This window comes from Streptococcus oralis (genome assembly GCF_019929345.1).
In the GTDB taxonomy this organism is placed as follows: domain Bacteria; phylum Bacillota; class Bacilli; order Lactobacillales; family Streptococcaceae; genus Streptococcus.
The window spans coordinates 1-13861 of sequence record NZ_JAHZPJ010000016.1 but is presented as its reverse complement, the minus strand read 5'-3'; the positions used below and the strand labels follow the sequence as shown (position 1 = coordinate 13861).

The 13861-nt window shown below is 39.6% G+C and carries 14 protein-coding genes and 1 pseudogene; all 15 read right to left on the bottom strand.

Annotation, left to right across the window (positions count from 1 at the left end; all coding sequences use genetic code 11):
* Positions 1-24: 24 nt before the first annotated feature.
* The 15 genes and pseudogenes from K1I97_RS09375 to K1I97_RS09305 all read right to left on the bottom strand — a co-directional run bounded on the left by K1I97_RS09375 (position 25) and on the right by K1I97_RS09305 (position 13688).
* On the bottom strand, positions 25-753 hold the full coding sequence (locus K1I97_RS09375; RefSeq protein WP_223331790.1) for an ABC transporter ATP-binding protein: 729 nt from the start codon (positions 751-753) through the stop codon (positions 25-27).
* On the bottom strand, positions 753-1760 hold the full coding sequence (locus K1I97_RS09370; protein ID WP_223331789.1) for an ABC transporter substrate-binding protein: 1008 nt from the start codon (positions 1758-1760) through the stop codon (positions 753-755). Before K1I97_RS09370 ends, K1I97_RS09375 begins: the two co-directional genes overlap by 1 nt.
* A 38-nt stretch (positions 1761-1798) precedes the next feature.
* The gene (locus K1I97_RS09365) at positions 1799-2557 is read right to left on the bottom strand and encodes an ABC transporter permease (RefSeq protein WP_223331788.1); all 759 of its coding nucleotides are present in this window, start codon (positions 2555-2557) and stop codon (positions 1799-1801) included.
* Positions 2520-2810 (bottom strand): thiamine-binding protein, encoded by a 291-nt coding sequence (locus K1I97_RS09360; RefSeq protein ID WP_223331787.1) that lies wholly within the window; start codon positions 2808-2810, stop codon positions 2520-2522. Before K1I97_RS09360 ends, K1I97_RS09365 begins: the two co-directional genes overlap by 38 nt.
* A 275-nt stretch (positions 2811-3085) precedes the next feature.
* Positions 3086-5719 carry a DNA polymerase I gene (polA, locus tag K1I97_RS09355; RefSeq protein WP_223331786.1) on the bottom strand — a complete coding sequence of 878 codons (2634 nt, stop codon included), beginning with the start codon at positions 5717-5719 and terminating at the stop codon, positions 3086-3088.
* Positions 5720-5803: 84 nt separating this feature from the next.
* The gene (locus tag K1I97_RS09350; RefSeq protein WP_223331785.1) at positions 5804-6913 is read right to left on the bottom strand and encodes an SH3 domain-containing protein; all 1110 of its coding nucleotides are present in this window, start codon (positions 6911-6913) and stop codon (positions 5804-5806) included.
* Between the two features lie 182 nt (positions 6914-7095).
* Complete coding sequence (locus tag K1I97_RS09345; RefSeq protein ID WP_223331784.1) at positions 7096-7560, bottom strand: DUF5085 family protein; 465 nt, start codon at positions 7558-7560, stop codon at positions 7096-7098.
* Positions 7550-7942 (bottom strand): hypothetical protein, encoded by a 393-nt coding sequence (locus tag K1I97_RS09340; RefSeq protein ID WP_223331783.1) that lies wholly within the window; start codon positions 7940-7942, stop codon positions 7550-7552. Before K1I97_RS09340 ends, K1I97_RS09345 begins: the two co-directional genes overlap by 11 nt.
* Before the next feature lie 53 nt (positions 7943-7995).
* Positions 7996-8661 carry a lantibiotic ABC transporter permease gene (locus K1I97_RS09335; RefSeq protein WP_223331782.1) on the bottom strand — a complete coding sequence of 222 codons (666 nt, stop codon included), beginning with the start codon at positions 8659-8661 and terminating at the stop codon, positions 7996-7998.
* Between the two features lie 193 nt (positions 8662-8854).
* A complete protein-coding gene (locus K1I97_RS09330) occupies positions 8855-9526 on the bottom strand; it encodes a DUF443 family protein (RefSeq protein ID WP_223331781.1) in 672 nt (223 codons plus the stop codon).
* A 166-nt stretch (positions 9527-9692) separates the two neighbouring features.
* Positions 9693-10391: a TipC family immunity protein gene (locus tag K1I97_RS09325; RefSeq protein WP_223331780.1), complete on the bottom strand. Its 699-nt coding sequence runs from the start codon at positions 10389-10391 to the stop codon at positions 9693-9695.
* Positions 10392-10497: 106 nt separating this feature from the next.
* A complete protein-coding gene (locus tag K1I97_RS09320; RefSeq protein ID WP_223331779.1) occupies positions 10498-11154 on the bottom strand; it encodes a hypothetical protein in 657 nt (218 codons plus the stop codon).
* Positions 11155-11287: 133 nt separating this feature from the next.
* A pseudogene (locus K1I97_RS09315) lies at positions 11288-11957 on the bottom strand (hypothetical protein).
* 1 nt (position 11958) lies between these two features.
* Positions 11959-12531: a hypothetical protein gene (locus K1I97_RS09310; RefSeq protein ID WP_223331778.1), complete on the bottom strand. Its 573-nt coding sequence runs from the start codon at positions 12529-12531 to the stop codon at positions 11959-11961.
* 302 nt (positions 12532-12833) lie between these two features.
* Positions 12834-13688 (bottom strand): VOC family protein, encoded by an 855-nt coding sequence (locus K1I97_RS09305; protein ID WP_223331777.1) that lies wholly within the window; start codon positions 13686-13688, stop codon positions 12834-12836.
* Positions 13689-13861: the final 173 nt, after the last annotated feature.

Here is a 13861-nt window from a genome sequence, read left to right as displayed (position 1 = left end):
AATCTTCACCAACTCCCTATTTTTCTACTTATCTAATCCCAATTCCGCTAAGATTTGACGTTTGTAGGCAATTTTTTGGACTTCCTTGTCCTCGTCTTCAGACCAATCTAGTTTAATTTCTGAAACAATTTGCCCAGGACGATTTTTCAAGATATAGATGCGGTCGCTGAGATTGAGGGCCTCTTCGATACTATGCGTGATGATGAGGGTCGTCAGCTGCAGCTGCTTATGAATCTCCAGATACCAAGCGTGGAGTTCCATCTTGGTCATCTCATCCAAGGCGCTAAATGCCTCATCCAAGAGAAAGAGCTTGTGCCCGAAAAGGTAGGTACGAAGCAAGGCTACACGCTGGCGCATCCCACCACTGAGTTCATGGGGATACTTATCTCGTATAGCAGTCAGCTGGAAGGTCGCAAGGATGTCATCCGTTCGGGCAATGGCCTCCGCCTTATCCACCTTTTGAATCAAGAGAGGCAGGATGATATTGCCAAGCACCGTTTTGTGCTCCAAGAGGAGATCCTTTTGCAGCATATAACTCACGCGCCCCTTAGGATTTTCCTCGCCATCAAGGACAATTCTTCCCGACTGGACTTCTAAAATTCCTGCAATCAGGTTAAAGAGGGTAGTCTTGCCTACACCACTTGGGCCTAGGATAGAAACCACTTCACCCGAAGTCACCTGCAGGTTAATATCCTCTAAAATCTTTTCATCGCCATAGGCATAGCTTACGTGTTCTAGTCTAATTTCTGTCATTATTTTACAAATTCGTTAGTGAAGCCCTTGTCAGTCAAGTCTTCTTTTAGGATACCATGTTCTTTATCCCATTTGTAGAAGGCATTCCAGCGGTCAGCGTCAAATTGTCCCCATTTTTCCTTATCGCTTGCGTATTCTTTTGACAAGTATTTTTGAGATTCGATGACAAAATCACGTTTTTCCTTGAGTTCAGGTGCATTCTTGATGAGGATATCGGCAGCTTCTTCTGGGTGTTCCATGGCATATTGGTAGCCTTTTTTAATAGCTTGGATGACTTTGCGAGCTTCTTCTTTGTTGTCTTTGAGATAGTCGTTGTTAGCGATGATAACTGGTGAGTAGTAGTCAAACTCCTTGACATAGTCTTTCAAGTACATGAAGTTAGCATCTACGCCTTGCGATTTGGCAAGGATACCATCCCAACCGTAGTAAATCCAAGCAGTGTCAAAGACGCCATTGGCAATCGGTGTGATCGAGTTTGAGTCATTGTTTGGTACTTTTTCGACCTTCTCAAAGTCTCCACCTTGTGATTCTACCAAGGTTTTCAACATAGCAAGCTCAGTCGGGTCATTCCAAGTACCGTATTTCTTCCCAACCAAGTCTTTTGGACTGGTGACATTGTCAGATTTACGTGAGATGATCCCTGATGTATTGTGCTCAACGATAGCGGCAACGGCAGTGATTCCTGCCCCTTTTTCCAATTTCTTAGCCATGTAGTCTTGGAAATACACTGCAAATGGTGCCTTGCCATTAATCACCAAGTCAGATGAGCTTTCTTCAGGTGGCAATTTCAAGTCAACATCCACTCCAGCTTCTTTGAAATAGCCTTTTTCCTTAGCCACATAAAGTCCTGTGTGGTTGGTATTTGGTGTCCAGTCTAGGATAAAGTCAATCTTCTTGACTTCTGCTTCTTTGTTGTCCTTAGAAGCAGTTCCTTGACCACAAGCCACCAACACGACAGCTACAAAAGCCGTTACAAGCGTTAAAAACACTTTCCATGTTTTCTTCATTTTCATTTCCTCTTTTCTTTTTCTCAAACGTTCTTGTCCTATGAACGTTTCCATTTAATCACATATTTTTCACTAATATCGACCAATTTCATACCCAAAAGGCTGATAATCGACACCAGAATAATAATGGCAAACATGGTATCATACTGAAACAGTTTCTTGGACTGAATCATGTAGACACCTAGTCCTTCAAAGCCTCCCAACCACTCAGATACCACTGTTGTGATAAAGGCGTAGGAGACACTGACCCTCAGACCTGCATAAAAGTAAGGCAGGCTGACAGGAATTTTAAAATGCCACAGGATTTGCCAAGGCTTTGCACGCATCAGACTAAATAAGGTCAGCATATCCTTGTCACAATGCCTAAATCCATCCAAAATACTGACGATAATAGGGAAGGTTGTCGTCAGGATTATTAAGACAATCTTAGGCAAAATTCCATAGCCTAGCCACAAGACCAGGATAGGAGCTATAGCAATGGTCGGAATGGTCTGGACAACCACCATCATAGGGTAAATCAAGTCATTGAGCCAAGTCAGACTGTCCATAAGCACCGCCATGAGACAGGCAATCAAGACTCCTAAGACTAGTCCGAGTAAAGCCACTCTCAAGGTCGCCCAGCTATGGTGCCAGAGAAATTCTCTGTCACGAGCAAAGGCCTGGAGAATTTCAAAAGGGGTTGGCAGAATAAACTTGGGTAAAAGTTTGAATATTCCTGCTAACTGCCAGATTGACAAGACTCCTAGAAAACCCAATAGACTAATGTGTCGTCTCAGTATACTTTTCAAGTTTCTCATCAATACTTAAAATTTCTCCTACATTTATTTTGACATTGGCAAAGACATTATCTGCCTCCTGCCCAGCCACTTCAAGCGCTTCTTTGAGAATACGCATGAGCTCATCAAACTCCCCTTCCAAAACCGTTTCAAATGGTGTCACCACCATGATCACGGACTGAGCTTGCAGATAAGCAATCACCTGATCGATAATAGCAATTCGATCAATCCCCTGTGATAGGGGTAAAACTTGCAAGGCAATGTTTGCTTTCATAAAAACCTCCTCTTCTCGCTTTCCTTTGACAAAAAGAAAAACCTTTGCCATATATGGAAAAGGTGCAGAATTCGGCTAAGTATCGTTCCCTACGCTGGCATTACCCAGATCAGGTGCGGTCGAAGTTTAACACTTCCTCTCAGACTGTACACAGACTCCCATATCTTATATGGACATATAGTAACGCAAATACAAGGAAAAGTCAAGGAAACTGCTTACAGAAAATCATGAAAAAGAGTTTGAAGTCAAATGCTTCAAACTCTATCCTAGCTTTCTTATTTAGCCTCGTACCAGGTTGCCCCTTCATTTTCATCTGCGATAAGGGGAACACTGAGTTGGATGGCTTCTTCCATGGTTTGTTTCACCAGTACTTTGACGGCTGCTAGTTCTGCCTTTGGAACCTCAAGGACGATTTCATCATGCACTTGCAACAGCATCTTGGTATGATAACCACCTTCAACTAGAGCTTTATCTAGCTGGATCATAGCAATTTTGAGAATATCTGCTGCCGAACCCTGGATAGGAGAGTTAATGGCAGTCCGCTCTGCAAAACCACGAATGTTGAAGTTGCGCGAATTAATATCTGGTAACTCACGACGACGCTTGAAGAGAGTCTCTACATAACCCTTATCACGCGCCTCACGCACCACCTCGTCCATGTAGTTTTTAATACCTGGGAAGCGTTCAAAGTAAGTGTCAATGTAGGCTTTTGCTTCCTTACGGCTGATGCCCAGATTATTAGACAAACCAAAGTCTGAAATCCCGTAAACCACTCCAAAGTTAACTGCCTTGGCATTACGACGGTCGTTTGGAGTCACATCCTCAGGGCGTTCAATGCCAAAGACCCGCATGGCTGTTGAAGTATGGATATCTGCTCCCTCTTGAAAGGCCTTGATTAAGTGCTCATCCTTAGAGATATGCGCCAAAACGCGCAACTCAATCTGTGAATAGTCGGAGCTAAGAAGGACACTATCCTCCCACTCTGGCACAAAAGCCTTACGAATGAGGCGACCTTGTTCCAAACGAACAGGGATATTTTGCAAGTTTGGATCCACACTAGACAAACGCCCAGTCTGAGTCAAATCCTGCACATAGCGCGTGTGAATCTTGCCATCATCCAAAATCCAATCCTGCAAGCCAATCACATAGGTAGATTGAATCTTGGCAATCTGACGGTAATCGAGGATTTTCTTAACAATCGGAGCAATAGGAGCCAGACGCTCCAGCACATCCACTGCTGTCGAGTAACCTGTCTTGGTTTTCTTAGTGTATTCTAGAGGAAGACCCAGCTTTTCAAAGAGAAGGACGCCCAACTGCTTAGGCGAGTTGATATTAAACTCCTCACCAGCCAGTTCGTAAATCTCTTGAGTGAGTTGCTCAATGACGACCTCATTTTCAGCCTGCATTTCAAGTAGGGTCTCTTTTTTAACTTTAATTCCAGCGATTTCCATCTTAGCAAGGACAAAAGCCAGAGGTTGCTCCATGTCATAGAGGAGATCTAACTGCCCATGTTCACTGAGTTTTTCAAGTAAAACCGGCTCAGTCTCAACCAATACAGCAACCTTACGAGCCAAATGCTCCAAGAATTTCTCTCTCTCAGGGATAGCTTTCTTGACCCCCTTACCGTAGAAAGTCTCATCATCAGCCAGATAAGTCTGGCCATAGAGACTCGCAATGGTTGAAATTTCATTGTTCTCGACTGTTGAGAGTAAGTATTTTGCCAAACGGCTGTCAAAAGCAGGGGCCTGCAGATTCAAACCCAAGCGATTTAAAAGAACCTTCGCTTTTTTAAAGTCATACACTTTCAGAGGTGTTTTTTCTAAAAATTCCTTGAAAAACGGCTCCTGCAAGAGCTCAAGTTTATCTGTAGTGTAAAGTTTATCCCCACAGGACCAGGCAAAACCAACCAAATCATCTGTATGGTAGTTTTCCCCAAAGAGTTCAAAGTGGAAGATAGAGTCGGCACTCAGCATGTCTTGACTGACGTGGTCAACAATAGTGTAATCCAAGCTCTCAGGTGCATCCGTTGACGAAATATTTAAAGCTTGTTTGAGTTGTTTGAAGCCCATCTCATCGTAGAATTTCCCGAGATTTTCCACATCTGGGCCATTATAGACCAAATCATCAAGGCCAATCTCAATTGGTGCCTGAGTCTCAATGGTCGCTAGTGTTTTAGATAAAAAGGCTTGTTCCTTGTCATTGATGAGATTTTCCTTCATCTTAGAAGCCTTCATCCTGTCGATATTTTCATAAATACCCTCTAGCGAACCGTGTTCTAGCAAGAGTTTGATACCTGTCTTTTCACCAATCTTAGTGACGCCAGGGATATTATCAGACTTATCCCCCATGAGGGCCTTAAGATCAATGAACTGAGCTGGTGTGAGGCCCATCTTTTCCATGAGGTAGTCTGGCGTAAAGGCCTCAAACTCAGCCACACCTTTTTTGGAAATCTCGACCACCGTATGCTCGTCCGTCAACTGGATCAAATCCTTATCTCCGCTAACAATAGTCACATCGAAGGAATCCTTCTCAGCCAAGCGACCTAGAGTCCCGATGATATCATCCGCTTCATACTGGGCCAACTCATAATGGCGAATCCCAAGATGGTCTAACAACTCACGAATGAAGGGAAATTGCTCACGAAACTCATCTGGAGTTTTAGCACGGCCACCCTTGTAGTCTGCATACATCTCTGTTCGGAAAGTCGTCTTACCTGCATCAAAGGCTACCAAAACATGACTGGGCTCAACCCGCTCTAAGACATGATTCAACATAAGTTGAAAGCCGTAAATTGCATTGGTATGAAGGCCATTAGCATTTTTAAACCGATCCAACTGCTGATAGAGCGCAAAAAAAGCTCGAAAAGCCACAGAAGATCCATCAATTAATAATAATTTTTTCTTGTCCATACACCCATTATAAAGGAAAGAAAGGAAAAATACCATCGGAAAGAATAGGCAAATGGTAATGAAGTCCTCTTTTTTATATTCTTTCTAGATTCTAGCTCCGTTACTATCTACTTGATAGCCATCCACAGTGGTATTCACTGCTAAAGCCCCTGAAGCATTAACGTAGTAATACTTTCCTCCTACTTGGAACCACTGACTAGACTTCATAGCCCCTGAACTCTCCAAATAATACCATGTTCCATTTTCCTTGAGCCAACCTGTCTGCATCTCCCCTGATGCCTTTAGATAGTACCAATGCGAGCCATCCTTCACCCAGCCTGTTGACATGATTCCATTTTCTTTGAAGTGATACCAACTGCCATTTATTTTCTTCCAACCAGTTGCGAGTTTCCCATTCTCACGGTAATTCCAAATACCGTTTTGCTTCTTCCAACCATTCTCCACTGATCCTGTTTCCGTATACTGGACATATCTTCTCGTTCCACTATAGGATAGGTAACTAAGCCACTTATAGCCGTCCTTTTCTACGATTTGATCGTAGCTAACATTTTCACCAGGATAGTAGTAGTCAATAACTTGTGCTGTACTTGACGGCTGGTTTCTAATGGCGGACTTTTGAGTAAACGTATGAGTCCCACTAGACGCCAACTCTGACCTGATAGGATTTCCAGTTCTACCACCACTCCCTACCAAGTCCTTAAAATGGATAAAGCCTGTCATAGAACTAGCTTTTACGCTGCGACGATTGTATTTCTCCCTAACACCATAGTTATACTCTTCAATCTCAATCGTATCCCCTGACACATTTGATACCCAAGCCACGTGCCCATAATAACCTTCTGTCGACCAAGCAATAGCCCCAACTTCTGGCTTAGTATCCACACGGTAGCCTTCACGACGAGCACGATGCCCCCATTCATTTGCATTTCCATAAGCAGACGGAATCTCAAAGCCATTCACACTACTCAAACGAAAGGCCGCAAAAGAGGTACACTGGCGAGAGTACATCCGCCACTGATCGATTTCTACACTACCATTTTTATAGTGAAGCGGATAGTCATCGCCACGCGCTACACTGTCGGCCTGAACCGATTTACCACCAAACAAAAAAGCACTCGTAACCAACAATGTAGTCAGCCCTACACTCAACTGAGTATATCTACTCTTCTTAACTCCTGATTTAAAAAACGTCATTCATTCTCCTTAATAATATAAATTTCCGAGGTTACCCTCCTTTATACTATTCGGGAGAAAAAGAAAAAAGTGAGCAAAGCTCACTTCAGATTGAAGATAGATAGAGAGATTAAACCGCACCCCAAAAGTTAGACACAAAAATCTAACTTTTGGAAGCAGTAGATTATCAGATGGAATTCAACTTACTCCTTCAATACTCCTACCTTAATATCTGTATAGACTTTCCCATCAGAGATTGTGGTAAAAAAGAAGGGAGGGGTCAACTCTTTATAATCTCGAAAATGAATATAGCCAGCTAAGAAGTCGATTCCTTCTCGTACTAACTCATCATCTGGTTCTAAAATTCTAGTTGAAACAGTATTTAAAACTTGAAACAGACTATGATACAAAAAGTCTTTCGGCAAAGCATCTTCAATACACTCTTCTTCTACTGGGATAAACAGTTCCATCAACACATCTTGATTTTCTTCTAACTTGGAATTAATCGTATAAAAGAAAGGTCCTCGAAGCGTATATCCTGCTTTTCTTACTTCGTCTAAAAAAGCGTTATAAGTGTCCGGCATCTCTTCTGTAGATACTGTGTAATACCTTGAGATAACATTTCTATATTGTATATCTTGATATTCTCCCACGTTTTTAAATAGCATCTGAAATCTCCTTAATTGGGATATTAATTTCAACAAAGTGCTGTCCAAATATTGGCAATATCGCTAGAAAAACGGTATCTCCTTGCATTTCCAACCCCTCATCTTGAGTATACTTCTTCATTTCTTCAATTTTTGGAAGAAAATGTTCATCAAATGGAGTTACATCAGAGACACACTGCTTAATAGTAAAATGTTCTAGATATTGAAATTCATCATTTCCTTCAATTGGAATATTTGTCGGAATATAGACCTTAAACGAGGCTTCTCCTGGCTTTCCAAAAGTGCTCAAACATGTTTCAATCGTTGTCGGACCATTTTTATAGATCCCTGTTTCAAATAATAACTTTTCACAACCTTCAATCAAATCTAGAAAAGAATCCATGGGAATTTTTTTCTCTGTATAAGCAATATTGCTGATATCTATTCTAATTAATTTTATTTTATTGTGCCTCTATAAATAAAGTTATTCGTGCTTTTCTTTCTCCAACCTGTGAATACTCGTGCATACTCGAGCCAATAGAAGGGAAGGCAGGCTATACTCCCTGCGACGAGGGAAGAAACTACATATATTCCTGACAACGTAAATAAACGTGCTATAACTACTACAATAGCTGAAATCAATATGCAAATAACAGAAGGAAGAAATAAAAGATTCTTCCTATACTCACCCTGTGGTAATTTCTTAGCTTTAGGGACAATTAACAACTGGTAAACAAAGGTTAGTAACTGAAAAATAAGGCTTAGGCCAATTAAAATCGTGAAGACAGACCAATAGTTCTTCCCTAAAAATATAGATCCCCAGAAGAGAAACTCAACATGAGAAATCAAAATAGAACTAGCTGGAATCAATTGCAAGAATTTTGATTTAGAAAATTTTTGGAATAGCAAGAACATGGACAATAAAGCTACTGCATGATAAATAGTAATGTAAAAGATAATCATACTCACATCATGCATCTCACCTTTTATAAAAATAGATACTATAAATATTAGTAAAGTAAAAACAACCTCCATTGCAAAAGCCCTTATATAATCAAAACTCTTTATAGGACTAGTATCCACGACTGCCATATTCAAAAACTCAATATACTTTTCTTTCATACTATCCTCTTCTTACTTCTCTTCCCTAAATATCACTTTCCCTTGTTCTTTTTTATAATGACAAAAATTTAATTTCTTTACTAAAAACCGAGATGATAAAAAATAAATTACGTTTGCAATCATTACTTCCAATATAAAAGCAAGAATCTAATAAATTAATCATTTAACGAACAGGAAGTTTCATATATTCTGCTTAGCCAATTTTAATTTTTATCCAGTAATTCCTCGTCGGCCGCATGAAAAACATATTCCCTATAAATAACCAAAATAACAAAAATATTAACAATCCTATATGAACAATATAATTATCCACTTGATTAGAAAAAAAAGCTGAAATAAGTACTATCGTTAATAATACCGACATGATATACGCAAAAATATTAAAAAACAATTCTTTAACAAAACGAGGATAAACGTATATCTTATGATAGCTTCTATTTTTTAATCTACTAGGAACTTCATAAGAAGCTGTAAGCCATAAACGCAAACCAAAGACCAATAATACAATTAAGATCGCCAAAAAATTGCTAATTCTACTTGAATCAAATTTCAAAAATTGGTTGATATCAAATAATTTTGATAGAAGCATAGCACCTACGCCAGCCCCTAAGCTATAGCCAAGACCATGTTTTTCAAAGGCCTCTTTTAACCGAGCATTCTTCTCCTCTGCTTGGGACAATTGCCCATATTCCTCCTCACTCATCTCATAACATCTATGAGGCACAAAGTAAATCAACAAGGGCAAGAAATAGACAATCAAAAAAGGTCGTTCTACATCAAGAAGATAATATTTTCCCTCTGTTTTTAATATACGATAACGAAGATTTCTTTTAGCTAAAAGCTCCATTTCAGCCTTTTTAAACATTTATATAATACCTTCCATGACTTCAAATAAAGCGATAATCTTTCTATTTCAATTTCATAATGAAATCCTCCAATAGTTACAGCGCTCTTTGATAATTCACCTTTGAATCGAAAAGACGTATAAATTTTTTTAATGAAAAAAACTTATTAAATTCTGTATGACATACTTACTCTTTCCCTATGGTATCCCAGTATTTCACTTTCAAATTTCCCATATTTTCTTTAGAATAACGCTGACTTCCCTCTTTAAACCAAATATCTAGAAAATAGGTGTAGAGAATTTGATCAGATTTTTCTGCCAACCAAGCCTGATCAATATCGTAATCCTTCAGATAGTCCAATATTTCCTCTTTTGACACTAGACTCTTACGCGGGGGCTCTTCCATTCCATTAAAGCGATATATTTCACTAGCAGTTTCATCATATCCCATTTTTTTAGACTGATCAATTAATGCTTGAACAGTAAAATCTGAAACTTTGGAGAAAGCAATGGAAACATTTTGTTTAACGAAACCGTTCTCATATACATAGTCAATGTTGAGATAAGTATCTCCTGATAACTTTTTACTATATAGAACAGCAAGCAGGCCATCGGAATTAACATATAATCGTAACTTTTCTCCATTAGCTAGTCTAGGTTTTTCCCGATGATAATTAATCCAGGCTGGCTCACCTACATATGCCGTATTACTTCTTATAATCCTACTCATATCTGGCAAGCCCAGAATATTTTTATAATGAACACTCGCATAATAGACTTCATCAATTGGGTTTTTTAGTGAGTCATATTCTCGATATCTTAGAAAACCAAAGACACTGAGAACTGCTACAAGGAGGGCGAAGAGACTTAGAATAGTTTTTTTCATATTAGTTTGCTCCTTCTTTGATCAAATCATTGCATTATATCTCCTAATACCATTAGGGCCGGAAGAAGCAGAAAGATAAGTATCTATCTCTCATCCTATCCTCCTCTCACTTTTCTTCCTTAAATATCACTTTCCCCTGCTCATACTTCCTCACAGCTAAGAGCCAGCGTATTGGATTGTTTTGGAATAAGAAAAGGTACAACAAGGCAGGAAAGAGACCTATCAATAATGAAAATAGAATTTGTGCGTCAAATTTCTCCTGATTTATAAATGAATTTATAATATTTAGTATGGTAGCGATTCCTATAAATGCTATAAATAGAATTACTAACTGTATTATTAGAAAAACTATCATTTTCCCAAACGTCGCTTTTTTCTTACTGAAATTTTCCCAAAGCAGATTTGAATAAACGGCTTTCTCAAACTGTTGAGAACTTGCCCCTTGAACCTGTTTCACCTCTTTATACAAGGCCTCTTCCATCATCCATATAAAGCCAAAGCAGACAAAGAATTGGGCAACGATATAAGGCGGAACCATCCAGCTGCTGTATCGAAAATCTGAAAATGCAGGTATAGCTACTAATCCTCCGATAATACCCAAAAAAACAAAAGCAAACATCAAAGGAATGATAGCACTATTGGTCTTCCTAGCCCCTTCTGTATTTAACAAGGCGCTCTTATCTGCTACAAGAGCTTCTCTCGTTCGCGTATTATAGTAAACGGCCTTATTACCGCTCTGTCCAATAAAAATTATTTTTCTCATATAAAATCACCACAGTTTCCACTAATCACTATAATCAGAAACTTCAATTTTATCATAGGTTGTTGATAAAACATCACCAACCACTGTTCCTACCCATACACCAAATAAGGTCTCAATAGCATAAGTATGAAACCTATTGTTTCTCCTCTTCTTCCTTAAATATCACTTTCCCCTGCTCATACTTCCGCACAGCTAAGAGCCAGCGGATAGGGTTGTTTTGGAATAAGAAAAGATAAAAAACTGCTGGTAGTATTCCTATTAAGGGCGAAGTTATTATCTGCAATTCAAATGGAGCTTTCCTTTCAAATGAATCAATAATACCTGGAATAAAAGCAATGAATGTTATTACCGTTGCAAAAAGCAATAACAGAATAACAGCTAAAAAGGCCAAAAACTTTCCTATCGAAGCCTTTTTGACGTCGAAATTTTTCCCAAAACAAGTTCGAATCTACTGCCTCTACAAATTGTTGTTTAGTGGCTCCTCGAACATATTTAACGTTTTTATATAGAGCAATCTCTAACATCCACATGCTACCAAAAAACACAAACATTAATCCAGTAATGAAAAACTTTGTCATTCCGCTGTTGTATCGAAAATCTGAAAATGCAGGTATAGCTACTAATCCTCCGATAATACCCAAAAAAACAAAAGCAAACATCAAAGGAATAATGGCCCTATTAGACTTCCTTGCACCTTCTGTATTTAAGAGGACACTCTTATCTGCTACAAGAGCTTCTCTCGTTCGCGTGTTATAGTAAACGGCCTTATCACCGCTCTGTCCAATAAAGATTATTTTTCTCATCTTACATGTCTCCCTCTTTCCCTCGGCTACCGTCCTGTAATGTCTCCATCAGCTCCTTGAACAGTCGTTTGCGCGTTTTCATCCGAAAATCATAGACTATATATGTAAGAATACCAATCCCTAACATGTACATAAGTAAAAATTGAAAATCAGAAACAGTCAGATAACGATAGGCTGAAAAAATCGTTATTAAAACAAAAATGTAGCCAACTACTGTCAACGCCCTAGATTTTCTCCTAAGTGTTTTGATATTGGCTTTTGTCAGCCGGACTTTTCTAAATCTATCTGTCTTCATGTTGCGTCGGGTAGATTTGGCAAGGAGAATGGTCCCGAAAACCAAAAACAGAGACATCAGGATAAAGAAAATCAGATTTAAAAGGGATGAGACATCTCCAAAGATTTGGTTGAGCAACTTTGACAGCCGTTGCAAGGAATAGATTGCAATAGGGGCTGCAATGGCTGAATAATTCATGCCTTGTTTTGCACTGTAGAATACTTGATTCCCCAAATCATAATAGATAAAAGAGTCCTCCAGAAGGCCCATACTGATTAAATTTTTTACACTTGTGTCCATCTTATTCCCATTTCCTAAACTCAATACGGATGTTCAAACAGAGTCCTACTTTCTCTTAAAAGCATCGTGACAACGATTGTCAGTATTCTAGCTGATTTTTGGCATTTGCCTTCCCAGAGAAAGAAAAGTTTATTAGTATTATAGCATGAACCCCCAGAAAAGGGAAAATATCCCCGGCAGATATCTTTGCCAGAGCCAAGAAAGCTTTCGTCATTTCATAAAAAAGCAAACAAGTTCGCATTCTAAAAACAGAATGCGAGCTTGTCCGCCTTTTTCTATGTATATGATGTGTTTTTCACATCTCATCGTGCCAAGCGAATGCGGGTCACAATCCCATCTGGGTCTACAAGATCCAACTTACTCGAATTTAGCCACTTGATTGGTGCCTCTAGCTCTTGTGCTTGCTGAACGATGTCCAAGAGTTCTTCCTTGCTTTCGACCTCAAGGACATAGTAGGCCAAGCCTGGCAAGCCTTGCTCACGCGGAGCTAGCCCTTTTCCAGCCCATTCGTTGACAGCCAGGTGGTGATGGTACTGACCAGCCGCTATCCAACTAGCACTAGGAATACTGAATTTATCCTCTAGCCCTAACGCCTTTTGATAAAACTGACTCGCCGCGTGGCTATCCTTCACCGATAGATGGATATGCCCCATTCTCGTCCCTTCAGCTAGGATAAAGGGATCCACCTTTTCTCCTAACTCATAGATGTCCTGTGCCGCAAGGGCTTCGGTCACACCGATAATGCGACCGTCTTCTCGAATATCCCATGAAGAAACTGGCTTATCACGGTAGAGTTCAATGCCATTTCCTTCCAAATCCTCTAGATAAATGGCCTCACTGTATCCATGATCTGCACCTCCAACCAGAGGAATCCGCAAGTCACTTAGGTGTTTCAAGACATCTGCCAAGGCTTTTCGTGTTGGCAACAAAATCGCCAAATGGTAGAGCCCATAATGTTCCCTTACTTCGCCAGACTTTTCAGCCTGAATCAAGTGAACCAAGGCTTTTCGACCAAGTCCCAAAATCGCTTCTGTCTCTGTTTGGGATAAAATCTCCAAGCCAATAATCTGGTGATAAAAAGCCGTTTGACTCGTTAAATCCTTGACATTTAAAACAGCCTCTGCTAGGTAAATGTGGCTTTGGTATGCATAAGTCATAGGGTGTCTCCTTTTGTTTGTTGTAACTTTATTAATTACATCAATTATACACTATTGAAATAAAATGTCAACGAAGACAACTCAAAAGAGCTGAAAATTGAACTGCACCCCAAAAGTTAGACAGAAAAAATCTAACTTTTGGGGTGTTTTATTATGAAATTGAGTTATGAAGA